The 18,499-nt window shown below is 60.9% G+C and carries 13 protein-coding genes and 1 pseudogene; 5 read left to right on the top strand and 9 right to left on the bottom strand.

The annotated features are described in order from the left end of the window. Window positions 1-244 precede the first annotated feature (244 nt). From ABIB28_RS14055 to ABIB28_RS14025, 7 genes and pseudogenes are all read right to left on the bottom strand, one after another. Window positions 245-997 (bottom strand): annotated as a pseudogene (locus ABIB28_RS14055) (IS5 family transposase); the annotation flags it as partial. Between the two features lie 44 nt (window positions 998-1,041). Then, a complete protein-coding gene (locus tag ABIB28_RS14050; RefSeq protein WP_354288742.1) occupies window positions 1,042-1,356 on the bottom strand; it encodes a DUF4158 domain-containing protein in 315 nt (104 codons plus the stop codon). Between the two features lie 253 nt (window positions 1,357-1,609). Continuing rightward, window positions 1,610-3,331, bottom strand: a complete 1,722-nt coding sequence (pabB, locus tag ABIB28_RS14045) for an aminodeoxychorismate synthase component I (protein ID WP_354288741.1) — start codon at window positions 3,329-3,331, stop codon at window positions 1,610-1,612. Window positions 3,332-3,652: 321 nt separating this feature from the next. Beyond that, entirely contained in the window at window positions 3,653-5,035 is a 1,383-nt protein-coding gene (locus tag ABIB28_RS14040; RefSeq protein WP_354288739.1) for an aminomethyl transferase family protein, read from the bottom strand. Between the two features lie 159 nt (window positions 5,036-5,194). Beyond that, window positions 5,195-6,238, bottom strand: a complete 1,044-nt coding sequence (locus ABIB28_RS14035) for a hypothetical protein (protein ID WP_354288737.1) — start codon at window positions 6,236-6,238, stop codon at window positions 5,195-5,197. Window positions 6,239-6,307: 69 nt separating this feature from the next. Continuing rightward, complete coding sequence (locus tag ABIB28_RS14030) at window positions 6,308-8,695, bottom strand: TonB-dependent receptor (RefSeq protein ID WP_354288736.1); 2,388 nt, start codon at window positions 8,693-8,695, stop codon at window positions 6,308-6,310. 246 nt (window positions 8,696-8,941) lie between these two features. Then, window positions 8,942-9,691, bottom strand: a complete 750-nt coding sequence (locus ABIB28_RS14025; RefSeq protein WP_354288735.1) for a GntR family transcriptional regulator — start codon at window positions 9,689-9,691, stop codon at window positions 8,942-8,944. A 25-nt stretch (window positions 9,692-9,716) separates the two neighbouring features. Between ABIB28_RS14025 and ABIB28_RS14020 the strand changes: the two genes are divergently transcribed. Together ABIB28_RS14020 and ABIB28_RS14015 are read left to right on the top strand one after the other, a co-directional pair. Further along, complete coding sequence (locus tag ABIB28_RS14020; protein WP_354288734.1) at window positions 9,717-9,917, top strand: hypothetical protein; 201 nt, start codon at window positions 9,717-9,719, stop codon at window positions 9,915-9,917. Window positions 9,918-9,988: 71 nt separating this feature from the next. After that, window positions 9,989-11,644, top strand: a complete 1,656-nt coding sequence (locus ABIB28_RS14015) for an FAD-dependent oxidoreductase (RefSeq protein WP_354288733.1) — start codon at window positions 9,989-9,991, stop codon at window positions 11,642-11,644. 15 nt (window positions 11,645-11,659) lie between these two features. On the opposite strand, the gene ABIB28_RS14010 is transcribed toward ABIB28_RS14015, so the two are convergent. After that, window positions 11,660-12,589, bottom strand: coding sequence for a VOC family protein (locus ABIB28_RS14010; RefSeq protein WP_354288732.1), 930 nt, complete (start codon window positions 12,587-12,589; stop codon window positions 11,660-11,662). A 357-nt stretch (window positions 12,590-12,946) separates the two neighbouring features. On the opposite strand from ABIB28_RS14010, the gene ABIB28_RS14005 reads away from it, so the two are divergent. The 3 genes from ABIB28_RS14005 to ABIB28_RS13995 all read left to right on the top strand — a co-directional run bounded on the left by ABIB28_RS14005 (window position 12,947) and on the right by ABIB28_RS13995 (window position 16,387). After that, complete coding sequence (locus ABIB28_RS14005; RefSeq protein ID WP_354288731.1) at window positions 12,947-13,777, top strand: cupin domain-containing protein; 831 nt, start codon at window positions 12,947-12,949, stop codon at window positions 13,775-13,777. 116 nt (window positions 13,778-13,893) lie between these two features. Beyond that, a complete protein-coding gene (locus tag ABIB28_RS14000; RefSeq protein WP_354288730.1) occupies window positions 13,894-15,402 on the top strand; it encodes an aldehyde dehydrogenase family protein in 1,509 nt (502 codons plus the stop codon). Window positions 15,403-15,475: 73 nt separating this feature from the next. Beyond that, entirely contained in the window at window positions 15,476-16,387 is a 912-nt protein-coding gene (locus ABIB28_RS13995; protein ID WP_354288729.1) for a fumarylacetoacetate hydrolase family protein, read from the top strand. Window positions 16,388-16,603: 216 nt separating this feature from the next. Here the strand turns inward: ABIB28_RS13995 and ABIB28_RS13990 are convergent, their stop codons facing one another. Then, window positions 16,604-18,370: an FAD-dependent oxidoreductase gene (locus tag ABIB28_RS13990; protein ID WP_354288728.1), complete on the bottom strand. Its 1,767-nt coding sequence runs from the start codon at window positions 18,368-18,370 to the stop codon at window positions 16,604-16,606. Window positions 18,371-18,499 lie beyond the last annotated feature (129 nt).

The raw sequence follows: 18,499 nt of genomic DNA, 5'->3' as shown, positions 1-18,499 counted from the left end.
GTAGGCTGCGGCCATCGGCCGGATTAGCCCCCCGGCCGGGATGTCCTCCGTCGAGATGAGCGTCAGGCGTCCGGCGTCGAGCCACTCTTTGTCGGGGGTTCGTTTACGGGGACCGTGAAGAAGCTGCTGCCCGATACCGCGCGCGCGCTTGCCGACGAATATCTCCGCTTGCTCTACCTGCCGCTTCGCGAACCGCGCGGGCCTCAAGGCGAACGGCTGCACTAGGCTCAGGACTCGTTGACCAGAGCCAGAAGATGACAGTGGCGGCGAGCGCTATGGCAGAGAAGAAGACCGTCGGGCATCGATCGTAGCGGGTGGCGACGCGGCGCCAGTCCTTCAGGCGGCCAAAAATGATCTCGATGCGGCTGCGGCTTCGGTAGCGGCGCTTGTCGTATTTGATGGGCACGTTCCGAGATTTTCGTCCCGGAGTGCAGGGTGTTATGCCCTTTGCTTGAAGGGCGTCCCTGTACCAGTCTGCGTCGTAGCCGCGGTCGCCCAGCATCCACTGCGCCTTGGGCAGATCGTCGAGCAGCGCTGCAGCGCCGGTGTAATCGCTGACCTGGCCAGCGGTCATGAAGAAGCTGAGCGGTCTACCTTCTGCATCGCTGACGGCGTGCAGCTTGGTGTTCATGCCCCCTTTGGTACGACCGATGAGGCGCCCGAGATCCCCTTTTTAACCCGCAGGCTCGATGCCGTGCGGTGTGCCTTGAGATAGGTCGCGTCGATCATGATCGTCTTGGGCGTGGCGCTCGCAGCAGCCAGTCCTTCCATCATGCGCAGGAAAACGCCCTCTCGCCCCATTGCTTCCACCGGTTGTAGAGGGTCTTGTGCGGTCCGTACTCCCTGGGCGCATCGCACCAACCCAGCCCGTTGCGGTTCACGAAAACAATGCCGCTCAACACCCGCCGATCATCGACCCGCGGCCTACCGTGGCTCTTGGGAAAATACGGTCCAGCCGCGCCATCTGGTCGTCCGTCAGCCAGTACAGGTTGCTCATCGCCAGTCTCCTCGCAGAGCCTGAATCAGATCGCGCCTCTCACATCAATGGGTCCTGACCCTAAGGATTTCTGCGCGATGACGCCGCCCGGACCTGCTGAGCCAGTCATAGTCCGCCAATTCGGGCACGCGAGCGCCGGTCTGTTCCGCCAGATACGCGATGACCGCACTAGGAAGCTCCCGATGGACTCTCACAAAACGGCCCGTCGCGCGACAGGTCAGCAATTGCACGGCAAATCCCAGGCGGGAGGACAAGGGCTTGGCTTCCAAAAGCGCCAGATCGTCAAATCCAATTCTCCAGTGCAGAAGTAGGTCCCCTCCGCAACGCCCGCATCGCCGACCGACATCATCTGCTCCCAACCACTGAAGACCCGATCTTTCGATGTCCAATCGCAACAGTCAATCGCACAGAAATGTTCCCCTCCCGTTCTTCAAGTTGGCCGTTTTGGAGCCTATGAGGTCACTGGACCTAGGAACGACGTCTTTGAGGAAGAGCCGATATTCGGGCAGGCTATCGTGGGCTTCGACCTTTTTCATTCGACCAGAGCCACGAATGACCACTAAGCGCCCGGGAGAAACAGGGTGACGTCGAGATTAACCGAAAAATCGCGTTTTAGGGTAACCGAGCGTTCAGCAGACCGCGCACGGCGTTCCCGATCTTGAAGCCTGACTTCAGGTCAGTCTCCATCAGGTCGGCTTCGACTGCAGCTCCCTGTTCGATAAGCCGCTGGCGCAAAACTCCCGACTGAAGACCATAACGCAACGAAGGCGTAAGTAAAATACCGTCTTCACGTGGCACGAATAAGTTAGTGAAGCTGCCCTCGGTCAGCAGGCCATCGTTCCGTACAAACAGCACCTCGAAATAGTTCGCGCGCGCACTATCATAGAAGCTGCGGTCACTGGTCTTGTACTGTAACCGAAAGTCATTTTCCGAAACGGGCAGAGGAACGATCGGCACAATGATAGGATAGATCGGCGTGTGCGGGAGCGCCTGCACATCGATTACTGCATTGCCTGATCGAGATAATTGCAAGCGCACCCGGCTATCGACCAACAGCAAGGAGGTTGCTGCTTGCAGCTGTTTGATCAGAAGTTGTGGCTCGAAGTAAAACGCGAAGGCCGCCGCGGCGCCCCGAAGTCTCACGAAATGTCGATCGAGATCCAAAATGCCCTTATCCACTTCGAAACGCATCGTTTCGACCAAATCGAAAGGCACCATCGCAGAGGAAATGAAGGCTCCTTTTAGGAGGCATTCCTGCCATTCCGCTTCGCATGTGGAGTCAGCTACTATTGCTGATCCGATGCCAAGCGTCGCTTCCGTTGTCGCAGATGGAAGATCCTTTAATACCATGGTTCGGATCGCTACGTTAAAGGCTGCGTCCCCCCCTTGATCGATGTGCCCGATTGTCCCGGTATAGATTCCGCGCGGACCTGCCTCCACTTCGGCGGCAATTTCGATCGCGCGCAGCTTAGGCGCTCCGGTTATTGATCCACACGGAAAACAAGCTTCTAATACCGAGATTGCATCTGCGCCGTCCGCCAGCGTTGCGACGATGGTTGATGTTAGCTGATGGACGGTTGGATAGGTTTCGACTGTGAAGAGTGCAGGAACCTTTACGCTCCCCGGAATCGCTACCCGCGATAGGTCGTTTCGCAACAGGTCGACGATCATCAGGTTCTCGGCACGTTGTTTTTCGTCCAGAGGTAACGCGGTCGCCGTCGCTGCGTCTGCGCGCCGATCTGCAAAGCGTTTAGCAGTTCCTTTCATCGGACGGGCTTCGAGTTGGTCGCGGTTAAGGCGAAAGAACAATTCCGGCGAGAAGGACAAGAATGTATGCCTCCCATCGAAAACAATGCCGCCCCAGCCGGCGGCCGCATGGCCGCGGATACGCGCGTAAAGAGCTAGGGGGTCGCCCAGTACGGCGCAGCTCGTCTGGAAAGTTAAGTTGGCCTGATAGATGTCGCCAGCGACAATATATTTCTTAACGCGTGTAAAGGCTTCCTCATAACCGGCTACATCAATTTGAGGTACCGGCGGCCCTGCCCAAGCGCCGGCTGGATCGGGCAGCAAGGTTGGAACGTTCTTCACGATCTGGTATTCGCTAAAAAGCCCAAACCACAGCAGCGGTCCGTAGGCCGAGGAAACACAGGACTCACCGGGCGGGCCCGCATCGTAGGAGATCCAGCCTGCAGCATGAAGACCGCGACCGGCGGCGCCGCGAAGTTCAGCAAGGCAGTCGGGTATCTGATTGCGTTCTTCAGTCTTAATGATTTCGACCGGATTGCGGTAAAGGCGAGTTAATCCAGCGTTTACAACGCGAGCGTCATCGAGCAATACGAAAGGGTATGCAAAGTCCAGCGGCTGATTAATCCCCAAATGCCCCAAATCCTCTAGCGGAGAATAGTTCGAATTAAAAAAATCTGCTCAATCAATGCATCGCTATTTCGGCAGCACAACTGTTTCGAGTGTATAGGGTACTTTATAATATCTCTTCATTGACCTTTGTACTTTTGACGGACTCATAGCGGTAATGTTGCGATAGGTATGCCGTCGCTATAATACCAACTCTGGCCGGATCGATAAGGCTGGCCGGCGCTACGTGCGACGCGTGCCAGCCTTCATCAAATAGGATTCGGATACGTAGTGGCGCTTTCGTTAGGCTGAGTGGTCTAGATAGGGACGATAGCCTTCGCGTATTTGCGAGACGACCGGACTCGGGCCGACGATCGCGCGGACCCTGGTCTGCTGGTGACGCTCGACAATCGGACGGGGCGATCCGCCCTCAGGCTCACCCCAGACGATCTCCACCACGTCGCCGTCGGCGACGCGCGCTGCATCGACCAACGCGAGCGAGATCCAGCGGCGCTGATTCGAGCTATAGACGACGTAGGTCGAGAAGCCGACCCGCTCGTCATTGACCAGAACGGTATCGAACGGAAAGGTTGCGAAATAAGCCGCCGGTGCCTCCATGAACTTGAAGCGCTCGTCGCCATCGTTGAACTGTGACCGCGCGATGCGCATGACATCTTCGATGTCCCAGGTCAGCGTGACCTTTTTTAGGTGTGGCTCATCCTTGTGTGCGAGCAATGCGTCCCGGCCAATAAAGTCATGCTCGAAGTCGATGAAGCGATACCCCGCGTCCAGCGGGCGAATGTAATAATCATCGATCCGGTCCGAAACGAAGCTGCCGCCGAGCGATCCGGTCGCCTCGAACCCTGCGGCCGGCAGCCAGGCGCGATAGTCGGCGAGCTTGGGATCGGTGTAGACCGCAGGTAGCACTGATGCGAACCAGCCCGATTCGGTGCTGGCGGTCGAATACGCACGCGCGCCGCCCTGAACGAGACCAAATTCGCGGCCCGTCTCGAGAATGGCATCGCGGATCAGCTCCGACTCGGCCGCCGGACCCCATAATTCAAGACCGGGCGCACCCGCCATGCCATGCTTCAGCGCCCGGACACGCCGCCCGGCGATGGTGATCTGCCCCATCGAGAAGAATTTGATCTCGTCGATGGGCCCGCCATTGAGCTTTTCCAGGATCGCCCAGGCCTTCGGCCCCTGTACCTCGAAGCGGTAGCTGCGGCGCCCGCGGCCGTTGCCGTTGACGATCGTGCGCTCGTCGCGTTCGACGACGACATCGTAGCCGCCGGTCAGCGCATGATACTGGACCCAGTTCGGCACGTGCGGCCGTCCGACGATATTGACGCGGTAATCGTCGAGCCCGAACAGCACCGCGTCACCGATGACATAGCCGTCATGGTTGCACGCGACGAACTGCTTGGCCTTGTTGCGGCCGAAGTTTTTGTAATTGTTGATCGACAGGTCGGCGAGCAGCCGGATCGTGTCGGGACCCTCGACATAGAGATCGGTCATGTGGTGCGACTGGTCGAGCAGCACCGCGGTGTTGGCCCATGCCTCCTGCTCGTCGCGCCAGTTGCTGAACTCGGGTGCGACCGGGAAAACATATTGTCCGATCTTCGAGCCGCGCAACATGGGCAGCGGCCCACCGGCCCCATCGATCCTATCCTGCAGACTCTTCATAGCAACCTCCGTCGTTTCTGCCCTCATAGGACGCACTAGCGCTTCTGGCAATACGGTATCCCACAAACCGCCATGAAGGGCGTTAATAAGAGATCTAATGCACCCTTGGTATCCATTTAAGTCTGTGTGCCAAAAACGCGCGGCCTTATTGTGCCTTGGTCACCGGGCCGCCTGCGGCTGTTTCGCCTGCGCGTCTACCGCTGCTGCGACGTCGGCATGCAGCCGAAGCAACGGCGCAATCTCGTGCGGCGCCCGGCGCCCCATCCCGCATTCGGTGCCGATGCCGAAAGCACCGCAGAACCGCTGCGCCGCCGCGGCACGCCGCGTCGCGCCCTCGACGCCATCCTGCTCATGGACGAGCCCGAGAAAGACTTCGGTGCGGCTGTCGATCGCAAGCTGTGCGAGCGCTTCGAAATAGGCCGCATCGTCGCGCGCGATCGGCACGGGTAGATGGATCCAGTCGAGCCGGCGGCCGGTATTGGCGGCGATGACGTTCGCCATCGTCACCAGAATCGCGGTATCGCGGGGTTCCATGAAATGCTTGCCATGCTCGCCCTCGGCGGGGGGCGGATCACCGTAGCACAGATGAAACCCCAGCTCGACCGCCTCCGGTACGGCGGCGGACAAGCACTGTGTCTGCTTGGCTATCGGCGTCGTATCGGTGCCGAACCACGTCGCGAAATATTCTTCCATGGCACCGATCTCGCCGGGCATGTCCCATTGGATCGCCAGTTCGTCATGCGGGATCGTGGCGCACATCGAGGTCACGTCACGCAGGAACGCATCCTCGAGCGCCGCCGCCATGCGCTGCTGATGTTCGGGCGGGCACACCGCACTGGCGATCGTGAGCGGCGTGGGAATGCTGACCTGAAACCGCGTGGCCTGGGGCACCGCGCCGCGGCGCTTCAGATCGCTGAAGACGGCGAAGGATTTCCGCGCTGCATCGGCAAAACCGAATTCGTCGAACCGGACGGCGTCGCTATTCAAGGCCAGCCGGGGCACAACATTCCCCAGCGCGCCGCCGGGCAACATTTCGACGTCCGGATGGCCGATCACCTGCGACATCATCCATTGCACGAACGGTCGATCGGTCTCGCCATCGGGAATGCGCGCGATGCATTGGCCCATTTCCGACGCAACCGATGAGAAGACCTCCGCCGCGTCCGACAGATTGATGCTGCCCACCAGATGTGCCGTCGTCATGTTACTTCGTTCTCTTATTTTACCGACGTCGCTGCCGGTCGTTACGTGGCGAAGCCCGTGTCCGCCTAATCAAAAGTTTGCGGACATCCGTACACCATAGCTGCGCGGCGAACTAAGGTTGGCCGAATAGACCGGAAAAAGCCCGCCGGTGATCGAGAACGTATAGGGCGTCGCATTGGTCACATTCCTGACGAAGCCCGTGACGGAATACCGATCACGTGGCGCGCGATAGGTGAGCGCCAAACCGAGCGTTGCATAGGCCTTGGCCCGTTCGATCGGAATGAAATCAACCGCGAGCCAGCGCGAAGCCGCATACGTCATGTCAGCATTTGCGACGACTTTTCCTGCGCCAAGGTCGAACGACTGCGCGACACTGGCACTGCCCGTCAGCTCAGGCGTCCGTGCCAGTTGAAATCCCGAACAATCGATCGGGGTCTGACCCCCGACCGAAGCCCCGACTTTGCAGCCACTCGACGCGGGATTGAAGAAGGCGGTTGGGACTTGATAGACGAAATTGACATATTTCGATTTGGTGTATTCGCCCGTGAACGAGATCGTAGCGCCCCGCCAGGGGCGGGCGATCACGTCCACGGCACCGCCATAAGAATAGGCTTTGCCGGCATTGAAATAGATCAGGTTCAACGCCCCGGCGGGGGTAAAGGTGATACGCGGCTCCTGATGATTGCTGTAATCCCAGTAGAAGCCTTCAACATTCACCTGAAGTTTGTTGTCCAGGAACCGGGTCTTGAGTCCAGCCTCATAGGAAATCAACGTCTCCGGCTCGAACGGCAGCGCCCCGCCGACCACTGTCCCGCTACCGGGCTTCGCCACCGTGCTCTGCGTGTTAAAGCCGCCCGCTTTGAACCCGCGCGATACGGTCGCATAGACCAGGCCCCCGCCGGCAATATCGGCTTCGACGCCGCCTTTCCAGGAGACGTCGGTGAACGTCTTGGTTCCAGCATAGCGGTCCGTCGCACATTGCGCTTGTCCAAGCACGGCCAGGGCTACGAAGCAGGCATCGGTCGGCAAGAGGATTTGTGGCGCGACGTAATAGCTCACGCCGTTTGAGATGGAACGCTTGTCGGAAGTGTAGCGTAATCCGCCAATCAGGCGAACACGGTCGACGATCTTGAGCGTCGCCTGACCGAAGGCGGAATAGCTTTTGGTTCCGAAGTTCGAACCAACGCCGTTATTCTGAAGCGCACCACCCCTAATTCCGTAAAGCTGGAATTGGTCCTCGTTGAAATAATAGCCGCCCGCTACATATTTTAACGCGCCGAGCGTTCCCGTCAGGCGAACTTCCAAGGACGTCTGCTTGGACGTCTCAGGGTCTGCGGGCAAATTGCCGACGCCATACCCGTTGGAAAATAAAGTACCGCCGATCAGCGTGTTGTGTCGAATGGAACTGTACCGATAGGCTGGCATGACAGTCAGCGTCGCAGAGGGCGAGATCGTCCAGTCGAATTGACCGGAGATGTTATAAAAGTTCATATCCTGCCTACCCTGTTCAGGGCCAGGGGCGACGACCGTGCCCGGACCGAACTGGCCAAGCGCGGGGTTAAACGCCCCGTTCACGGGCAATGCGTTGGCGATGTTGCGAACCTGGGGACTGCTGATATCAAGCCACGGGTACCAGCCTGGAACGTCGCGGTTCAACAGGACGTTTGCCGGACCTCGCCCCCCGATATGTCCGTAACTGGCATTAAGCAGAACCTTTATGTCCGCACCCGGATCCCATAGCATTTTGACGCGGCCGGATTGGTGCTTGTCGTCACCATATTTCTCGCTCGTGTACCCATCCTTGTCGACGATTTGGCCGGACAGTCGCACCGCGATGGTCTTGCCGATCGGCACGTTGATGGCAGCTTCGCCCGTCTGGTTACCATAATTCCCAAATTCCAGATCCACGTGACCACCAAATACGCCGAGCTGCGGCGATTTGGTGAGCACATTGATCGCGCCGCCCGACGCATTTCGACCGTACAGCGTGCCTTGCGGCCCCTTGAGAACCTCGACCCGGTCTACATCGTAAAATTCGCTGCTCAAGCCTTGCGAGCGAGCGATATACACACCGTCCGTATAGAAAGGGACGGCCGGGCTTTGGCCGGCCGTTGACGAATAGGAGCCGACGCCGCGCACATAGACCGATGGCGCAGGTCCGGCCGAACCGATTTGAACGCCCGGAACGACGGACGTCAGATCGAGGGAATTGGTGACGCCGGCCTTCGTCAGCGCACCGCTTTGTAGGACCTGAACCGACAGTGCAGTCTTCTGAAGCGATTCGGACCGCCGTTGCGCCGTCACGATGATGTCGCCGATCCCGGCGTCCGAACTCTGTGGAGACGCAGCCGGTGCTGCCGGCGTTTTGGAAGGCAAAGCCGCCTGCTGCGCCTGCGCCGATGTAGCAAGTGCCACGCCCAGCGCGACTGTGCAGCTACCCAGGATAATCGCTTTCATCATCTCTCCCCTATGGAACGGCTCGGATTTTCCCGATTCCCGGTAACTTTGGATATTCCTCGCTTAGATTGCAAAGTCCGCGGGGACAACAAGTTTTTGGGTTCGATAGAACGATAATCATTGCGCCAAAGCGGCCTGCCCCGGGCGAATGGGACACAATCAAGAGTTTAAGCTAGAAACTAGCCTATCTTGGTAAGTCAGTGCTCGGCCACAACCGGCGCTGACCCAAAATCCGAAGCCGGTCGGCTAGTTGGCAATTTCCAAGGTGACGCTTCGCGCATCCTTGCCGCTTTCAGAGCCACGCAGCACCGCGGCAACGTGTTCTGCGCTCAAGCGATAATGCCGGTCGAGCTCCGCCGTTGCTAGTCGCGCGTTTCTATCCATCGTCGCCTTGAAGATCGCATCGTGCTCGCCGACCCTGTCCCGCACTTGTGGTGCCGGCTGGCCCAGCGTCATTGCGTGCAGCCGATGGCGTTCGGCTTGTGCGAACAGGATGTCGAACAGCCGCAGCAGCCATTTGGAACCGCAAGCGGACAGCAGCGCGAAATGGAATTGCCAATGGAGCGGTGCCCATGTGTCGGACTCGGCGCCCGGACCGATTGGAAACGGTGTGCGCTTAAGGGCATGGCCTGCCGCTGCCAATTCGGCCTCCCACGCGACGCCGCCGCGCGCGATCGACAGACGCAATGCCTCCGTTTCCACTAGAATGCGTGTTTCCATCGTGTCGAGCACATCTTCCGCGCTTAACGGTGCCACGCGAAAACCACGCTGGCCGATCGATGTCACGAGCTGCTCGGCGGTCAGGCGTGTCAGGGCTTCCCGAAGCGGACTGATACCGGTGCCGTAAGCCGCCCTGATCTCATCCGATCGCAGCGGCGTGCCGGGCGCCAGCACTCCAACGACGATATCGTCGCGCAACTTTCGGTAGACGATGTCGGCCATCGTGCGACCCGACGTATCGTCGTCCGCCGCTTCCGCTTTCAATGAGCGCTTCATCGTCGGGTCCTTTCCAAAATACGTAATGCCCACGAACAAGCCGACTGCCTATTCCGGCAAGCATCCCGACGACAAGCGTCGCGTGCAAGATTTATCCTGCGCCGGCGCGCAACCCGAACATGCTCATCGCGCGGCTAAGACGGCGCTGGCCGTTAAAGATGGCAAGAAGCCCGTCATCCGCCGGCATATTGCTACCAGCCGATCAGCGAAATTTCCAAAGTGTTGACATAGCGCTATATGCATCTACGAACACGCACAAGCGAGCATCGCTGAATCGACGCTGCCAAAGGAGCGGATATGCAAAGTACGGATGTCGTCGTGCTCGGGTCGGGCGTAGCGGGACTCACGACGGCCTTGATCGCCGCGTCGCACGGGCTATCGGTGACGGTTCTGGAAAAGACCGACCTGGTCGGCGGGGCGACCGCCTATGCCGCCGGCGGTGCGTTTCTGCCTGGTGCCGCGCAGCTACCGCAGGAAGCCGACCCTGCGGCTGCTCGGGCATATCTTGCGCATAACATGCAGGGCCGGATGAACCCGGTGATGGTTGATGCCTATCTCGATAACGGACCAAAGGCCCTGGCCGCGCTCGAAGCATGCAGCGTCGTGCGCTTCGCCGCTGCCGGCGGGATGGATTACCGGATGAACATGCCCGGCGCCACCACTTCACCGCGCACCGTGATGCCAGTGCCGTTCGACGGCAGCGTGCTGGGGCGCGATTTGAAGCGGCTGCGTCAGCCCTTGCCGACGACGATGATCTTTGGCGGCATGCAGGTCGATCACCGCGACATCGCCCAACTCGTCAAAGCCACCCGCTCGCCCCGCGCGACATTATATGCCGCACGGCTCCTCGCGCGGCATTATGTAGGCAAGCTGCGGTACGGGCGCTCGCCACGGCTCGTGTTCGGCAATGCCCTGGTGGGCGCGCTGTTCAAATCGGCGCGCGATCATGGCATCGACATTCGCCTGAAAAGCGAGGCGACCAGCCTTGTGATCGAGGACGGTCGGGTGCGCGGCGTGCGGTATGTCGATGCGGCGGGTACCGAGACGACCATTGCCGCACGGCGCGGCGTGATGCTCGCCACCGGTGGCTTTCCCGGCAATGCCGCCATGCGGCGCGAATTCGCTGCCTTTGCGGAGGTGCATTTGTCGCTACCGCCGCCCACAAATACCGGCGACGGCTTGGCGCTGGGCACGTCGGCCGGCGCGCGCTTCGGAGAGGGCAATTTGTCGGATCATTGCCTGACCCCCGTTTCCCACTATACCCCGCGCGGCGGCAAAGAGCTGCGATTCCCGCATTTTGCGTTCGACCGCTGTCGACCGGGAGCGATCGCGGTTGGCCCCGATGGCCGCCGGTTCGTCAACGAAGGTCTGGCCTATTCCGATTTCGTGCTGGGCATGTACCGCGCGAACGCCGTACCGGCTTTTCTGGTGTGCGATCACCATTTTCTGCGCAAATACGGCCTCGGCATGGTGTTGCCGGCACCGTTCGGATACAGCAACTTAATTCGCGACGGCTATCTCGTCCGCGCATCCACGATCGCGGCGCTCGCGACGCAACTGGGTGCCGACCCAGCGGGGTTGGCGGAAACCGTCAAGCGTAACAATCTCTATGCGGAGACGGGGGACGATCCGGAATTCGGTAAGGGCGGGGATCCGTATAGTCGCGCGCAGGGGGATCCTGAGCACAAGCCCAACCCCAGCCTCGGCCCGATCGAGCGGGCACCATTCTACGCAATCCGGCTGTATCCAGGTGACACCGCCACGACGCGCGGCCTGGTGGTCGATGCGCAGGCGCGCGTGCTGGGCGCCGACAATGTCCCGATCGCAGGACTATACGCCGCGGGCCCTGATATGGCGAACCCGACCATGGGAACGAACCCCAGCGGCGGCTGCAATATCGGTCCCGCGATTACCTTTGGCTATCTGGCGGCCACCGATATGGCCGCCAGATAAACCCTTTCTAATCGCTTATTGATTGAGCCGGGGGATAGGCTCGCCCCATTGCGATTTCATCGCAACGTCGATCGGATGCATGGCCGGTTCGTATTCCTCGTTGAGGACGTCGGTATCGGTCCAATGCTCATAACCGCGTCCCCAGGGGTCGGACCATTGGTTGTAAACCTGGCTGCCGAGCCGGTGTCGCCCGATTCCCGTGCGATGCGTGAGGCCTGCTTCCTTCATGAAATAATGACCAAAAAAGATGTCATCATAATCTTGCACTTCGAAACCGAGGTGATTGAGCCCGGCTTCGGGCGACTGATGCGTCATGAAGACATGGTGATCGACATATTCCTGACCGCGCGGCAGCCGGTTAAAGGTCGCCACGATGTTTTCCTCGCTGCCGGCATAGATATCGTCGGTGCCGAGTAGGCCGAGCGTTTCGCGATACCAGGCGCGGATGCGCTTCACATCCGGCGTCGAGGTCACATAATGGCCGAGACGCTTGATCTGCGAAGGACCGGGCGGGCGACGGTAGAAATTCCCATCCGGGCGCTTGCGGGCGTGTGCGGAATTGACCGGGTGCAGGTCGACGACGATCTCCGGCAAAATCTCGACGCCGTGCATCAGGTCGACCGCGAAGCCATCGGGATCGTGCAATCGCACGCGGACACCGCCTCCAGGCTCATTGATCGGTTCGATCGCGGAGGCATCATCGCGCGTTGCGGCTGCGCGCAAAATATCCTCGGACTCGACCAGGAAGGCTGCGCCAACGAACGCCGGCTCTCCCAGCTCGTATATATGGCACCGCGGATTGGCGTCGGTACCGCGCGAGTAGACCGTGCCCGCTTCCGCCTCTGTCGTAACCAGACCAAAAGACTCAACGAAGCTACGCGCTTGACCGAGATCGGGCGCACGAAGCCTCACATGGGCTAAATCCGAAACAGCAATTGCAGGCATAATCACGTCTCCTAGCGTCTATCTATCATTCTTATGTAAGGCCCAGATTCCGGAATCAAAGAGAAAGTTTCCAAAAAACTCGTGACACGAGGCTCCGCGCTGCCTATTTTGAACGATACGATCGGTGATCGAGCCGATCTTCGGAGAGCGATAATGAGTGCGCAACCTTCCGCCAATTTTGAGTCTGATCCTGTTTCGCCCGCACTTCGCCAGGCTTACAGAACGAATGATCTTCGTCCCTTGTGGGAAAGCCAACCGGCGCCGATGCCCGGGCAAGGCGAGCAAGCGCATGTATGGCATTGGCGCGATACTCGACCCGTTTTGCTCGAAAGCGCAAAGATCACGATCCCAGCGATCTTGGAACGACGCGTCCTTAACCTCGCCAATCCGACCGCGACCCATGTATCGGCGGAGGCCACGAGCGGCACGATCAGCGGGTGCCTCCAGGCGCTGATGCCGGGGGAGCTTGCGCGACCGCACCGGCATTCCATGCACGCGCTCCGCTTCGTTCTCGAAGGCGAGGGAGCCGAGACGATCGTGGAAGGCAAGGTGTGCGCGATGGAGCCCGGCGATCTGGTCGTGACGCCGGGCTGGACTTGGCACGAGCATCGCAATGCCGGCGGCGCGCCGACCCTGTGGGTCGATATTCTCGACGTCGCGTTCCATCGGGCGTTCGGCACCGCGCGGTTCCAGCCCGGGCCGATCCAGAACGCCACATCCACATTGCCCGATTCGGCCTTTACGGGCGCATCCTTCGTGCCGGTGGTCGCGCAAGCCGATCCGAAGAATTATTCGCCGGTTTTTCGGTACGCCTGGGCCGACGCGCAGCGGGCGGTCGCTGCCGCGCCAGCGGATTCGGACGGGTCGCGCACGGTGCGCTATGCTGATCCGGTGAGTGGCGGCGCTGTTTTGCCGACGATAGATTGCTATTTGACGCAGATCGGCGAAGGCGACGCGACGCAAGCGACGCGCAGTTCAGCCAGCACGCTCTGCGTTGTGGCCGAGGGTGCGGGCGAAACTTGGATCGGCGAGGAGGTGCTCGCCTGGGAACAAGGCGACGTCATTGCGCTTCCGCAAGACCAATGGATCAGCCACCGCTGCGCCACGGGGCCGGCGCGTCTTTTCCTGGCGAGCAACCGGGAAATCTACCGCAAGTTCGGCCTGCTCAAGGAAGAGCGGGCGGCCTGAACGGCTTCCGTCGGCATGCGATCCGTTTGGCGAGATGCAGGAAGCGACCGGAGTAGATTGGCGGCGCGCGTCGCGCGCGTTGGTGCCGCGCGCGCATGAATTTCAAGGAGAATCCGATGACTGACCCAGCTCTCGCCCGTGCCGCCGAGCCAATGGTTGTGACCAAACCCGTCCTGCCGCCGCTGCCGCACAATCGGAAGCTATATTATGGCGGTGCCTGGCACGACCCGATCGGCGGGTATGGTGAGACGATCTGCCCTGCAACAGGCGAAAGCCTGGGGCCAGTCGCCGAGGCCGACGCGCGCGATGTCGATGCCGCTGTTGCCAGTGCCAAGGCCGCCTTCGCGGAATGGCGCCATGTGCCGCCGCTCGAGCGCGGCGCGCTGCTGCGCAGGATTGCAACCGTCGTTCGCGACCATGCCGAAGAACTGGCGCTGATCGACGCGGTCAATTGCGGCAACCCGATCAGCGAGGCGATCAAGGATAGCTGGGCGTCGGCGACGTTTATCGATCTGTTCGCCGGACTCGCGCCCGAAATCAAAGGCTCTTCGATGCCGCTGGGCCGCGATTGGATCAACGTCAGTCATCGCGAGCCGGTCGGCGTGTGCGCGCGGATTGTCGCGTACAATCATCCGCTGCTGTTCCTGTGCGGCAAGATGGCGCCAGCGATCGCGGCGGGAAATTGCGTGATCATGAAGCCGCCGGTGCAGGCTCCGCTCTCGGCCTATCGGTTGATGGAACTCATCGACGGCATTCTACCGCCCGGCGTGCTCAACGTCCTGACTGGGGGCGTGGCGTGTGGCGAGGCGCTGACCGGACATCCCGATATTCCGATCGTGACGCTGGTCGGCTCGGCCGCGACGGGGCGGGCGATCATGCGCGGCGCGGCCGATCGGCTGAAACGGGTGATGTTCGAGCTTGGCGGCAAGAACGCGATGGTCGTCTATCCCGATGCCGATATCGACCGCGCCGCAGCGGGCGCGGTCAAGGGCATGAACTTTGGATGGGCGGGGCAATCCTGCGGGTCGACGTCCCGGCTCTTTCTCCATGATTCGATCCACGACGAGGTTCTCGAAAAGGTGGTTGCAGGCGCCCGTGCGTTTCGTCCTGGTCTGCCGACAGATCCCGCGACCACGATGGGTTCGCTGATCTCGCGTGCGCAACGCGACAAGGTGCTGCATTACATCGAACTGGCGAAAGCGGAAGGCGCGCGCCTGGTTCTGGGCGGCGGGGCTCCCGCCGCACCCGAGCTTGCGGATGGTTTCTTCGTCGAGCCAACCATCTTCGCCGATGTCACAGCCGACATGCGGGTCGCGCAGGAGGAAATTTTCGGGCCGGTCCTGTCCGTCATCCGCTGGCGTAACGAAACCGAACTCATGCGCCAGGTCAATAGCGTGGAATATGGCCTCACGGCGGCGATCTTCACGCGCGACCTGACCACCGCGCACCGCGCCGCAGCGTCGATCGAGGCGGGCTACATCTGGATAAATAACACCAGCCTGCATTTCCCCGGGGCCCCTTTTGGTGGCTTCAAACAATCCGGCATCGGCCGCGAGGAATCGATCGACGAGTTGCTCGAGTTCACCCAGATCAAGCACGTGCACACAGCGCTCCAATGGAAATAGTAATTCGATTTCCAAAAAGATACTGTAGGGTTTCGCGATAAGAGCACGACCCGTGCTATCAACGGAGGATGAGATGAACGGTTTCAAGCTGGCAAACTATGCGTCCGAACGTGGGCCGCGCGCCGCGATCGTGGTTGGCGATCTCCTTTACGATGTGGCGGACATCACCGGTCGCGCGGATTATGCTTCAACGACCACCATTCTCGATCAGTGGGACGAAGCCGAAGAGGCGCTCGGTCAAGCCGCTGCCAAGGCTAATGGTGGCGGGATGAAGATCGACCCGACGAATTTGCTCGCGCCGGTCCTGTATCCGCATGCGGTGTATTGCACGGGCGCCAACTATCAGGAGCATATGGACGCCGTCTCGCGGCATCGCGGTATGCCTCTACAGCCTGGCCCGAAGGAAATGGGGGTCGGCCCCTTCTTCTTTATGAAAGCCCCGCGCACCGTCGTGTCGCCGATCGCGGATGTCGTCAAGGACACGCAGGCGCTCGACTATGAAGTCGAACTTGCGGTCGTCATCGGCCGCAAGGCACGGGGCGTTTCGGCCGCCAATGCGCTTGATTACGTCGCCGGCTATACCGTCGCAAACGATCTGTCTGCGCGCGACCGTATCATGCGCACGAAGCTGGCCGAAGGTTCGCCGTTCCGCTTCGACTGGAATGGCCACAAGAACTTCGACGGGGGCTGCCCGCTCGGCCCGTGGATCGTGCCGGCCGCGGCGATCGGCGATCCGCAAGCGCTGGCCATGAAAACCTGGGTCAATGGCGAGTTGCGCCAGGACGCGAGCACCGCGACGATGATCTTCTCGGTCGCGGAACAGATCGAGGCGCTTTCGCGCTTCTCGACGCTGTATCCGGGCGATCTGATCTTGACCGGTACGCCCGCTGGCGTCGGTGCCGAGTCGAGCACTTGGATCGACAAGGGCGATGTCGTGCGGATGGAAATCGCGGGTATCGGCGAAATCACCACGACTATTGCCTGATTGAAGTGCGGGAGGGTGGTCAGGCAACCACCCTCCCGCTGAAACGCGCTGTCATCTGAACTGTTTTCGCTTGGCGCAGCGATCAACGACTCGTCGCAAAGGTCGACATGTGCTCGCGCCACGCGCGCGAGTGGCCAACCTCGCAGGCGATCCCTCACCATAGGAAGGCATATTGCCGGCCGGATGCCATGCGTTGACGATCCGACCGGCCGATAATCAGGCGGCGGGGGCGAGCCCCAACACGCCGTCGAGCGCAGCCTTCAGCGCCTCCGCCGGATCGGAAGGCTGCGTGGCCATGTGCCACGCGACGTAGAGGTCGGGTCGCACCAGCACAGCGCCGGTTTCGTCCGGCAAGCACAGCCGTGCGAAGTCACCGTAAACATCCTGCCAAATTTGCCCCGGCCCGACCTGCACCACATCGAGCGGAAGCGCCTTGTCCGCGATCACCTGCGTCACGGCATCAAACCAGGCGCCGCCGGCAATGCCGGTCAGCAAGGTGAACCGGCCAGGCTGGCAAATGTCCAGTGACGAGACACGCTGCTGGTGGCGAGTGAGCCAGACATGCGGCAAGCGCCGTCCTGCCTCGACACCGAAGATGACATGCAGTTCCGGATCTTCGATGGTCAAATTCTGGTCGTCCGGGATGACCGCGTTCGAGCGATAGAATTGGTTGTGTTCGCCGCCCAGCGCACTGAAGCCGATGACGTTGTTCGCCACCGCATCGCGCAGGTCCGCGCGCCGTTTCGCGCCCTCGGGCGAGGGGTCGGCCAGGCGCTCTGCCAAGGTGTCGAAGCGTTCGGCCGGCTGCTCCCCGCGCGTGAAGCCGAGCGCTTCGGCAACGGGGGCATATACGCTGAAATTGTCGAAGGCGCGGCGGACCAGATCGTGGCCGATCGGCATCCGTTCCGCCTCGTACGAGTCGAGCAAGCCGGATCCTGCGTCACTGCGCACCACATAAGCGAGCTTCCACGCCAGGTTGAACGCGTCCTGGATCGAGGTGTTGGTGCCAAGTCCGTTCATCGGCGGATGACGGTGAACGGCGTCGCCCATGCAAAAGACCCGACCACGGCCGTAAGCTTCGGCCTGTACGCGGTTCATCGGCCACGTGTAGATGCCGCGAATCTTCACTGGGACGGACGTATCGCCGATAAGGCGGTGGATGACCGCGACCGCTTCTTCGTCGGTATATTGCGGCGGGCCCGAGGCGATGTCGTGGCCCCAGCTGGCTACCCAGCGATGCCATGGACGCACCATGCGCAAACCGCCGATCGGATAGCCGCCGATGCCGTTGCCGGGTTGGAAAATCCAGTACAGGACGCCCGACCGATGCTCCATCAGGTGCGACAGATCCGCATCGAAATAGAAGCCGACGCTCGCCGCGACGTTGCTTGGCCCCTTGAGCGGCAGATCGAGCTTGTTCGCGACAATGGACCGCGCTCCGTCCGCGCCGATGAGATACTTCGCGCGGACCGTGGACGTCGCCCCGGTCAGGCGATCCAGCAGGGTGGCGGTCACACCGTCTTCGTCCTGCACGAAATCCGCCAGTTCGGTGTCGAAGCGAATGCGCGATCCCGCCCGCATCGCGCCGGCGAGCAAGATCGGTTCCAGCAGGTCCTGCGTGAGATCGACCATCGAGCACGGGCTGATGAGATCGTGCTGGGCCTTGAAGCGGGGCTGCGTGTGCCAGGTCTTGATGCGCGCGATCTCCAGCCCCGCCAGCGAGGTGCAATAGACTTGATCGCCCATCAGATGCTGCGGTGTCGCAACCGCCAGTGCCTGCGATTCCAGATCGAAGTGCCGCAGGATCTCCATCGTTCGCTGGTTGGTGATGTGCGCGCGCGGCGTTGGCGACGACGTGCTGTATTTGCTGATACAGATGTTCGAAATGCCGTACGATGCAAGCGCGAGTGAGGCGGTGGCGCCCGAGGGGCCGGTGCCGACGATCAAGACGTCGGTTTCCGAATAGCCTATCTTATCGGTCATTTCCGTGCCTCGCTGCGCGGAGAACCTGCTGTCAGTTGCATCACTTCCTCCTCCTAGGGCGTCGTACTGCCGCTGATGCCGGCATAACGTCGTGTTGCGTGTCTCCTACGCTTGCGATAATCTCCAAAG

It is taken from the genome of Sphingomonas sp. UYEF23, from assembly GCF_040546165.1.
GTDB lineage: Bacteria > Pseudomonadota > Alphaproteobacteria > Sphingomonadales > Sphingomonadaceae > Sphingomonas > Sphingomonas glacialis.
The sequence above is the reverse complement of the archived record's forward strand: the minus strand, read 5'-3'. Positions and strand labels throughout refer to the sequence as shown.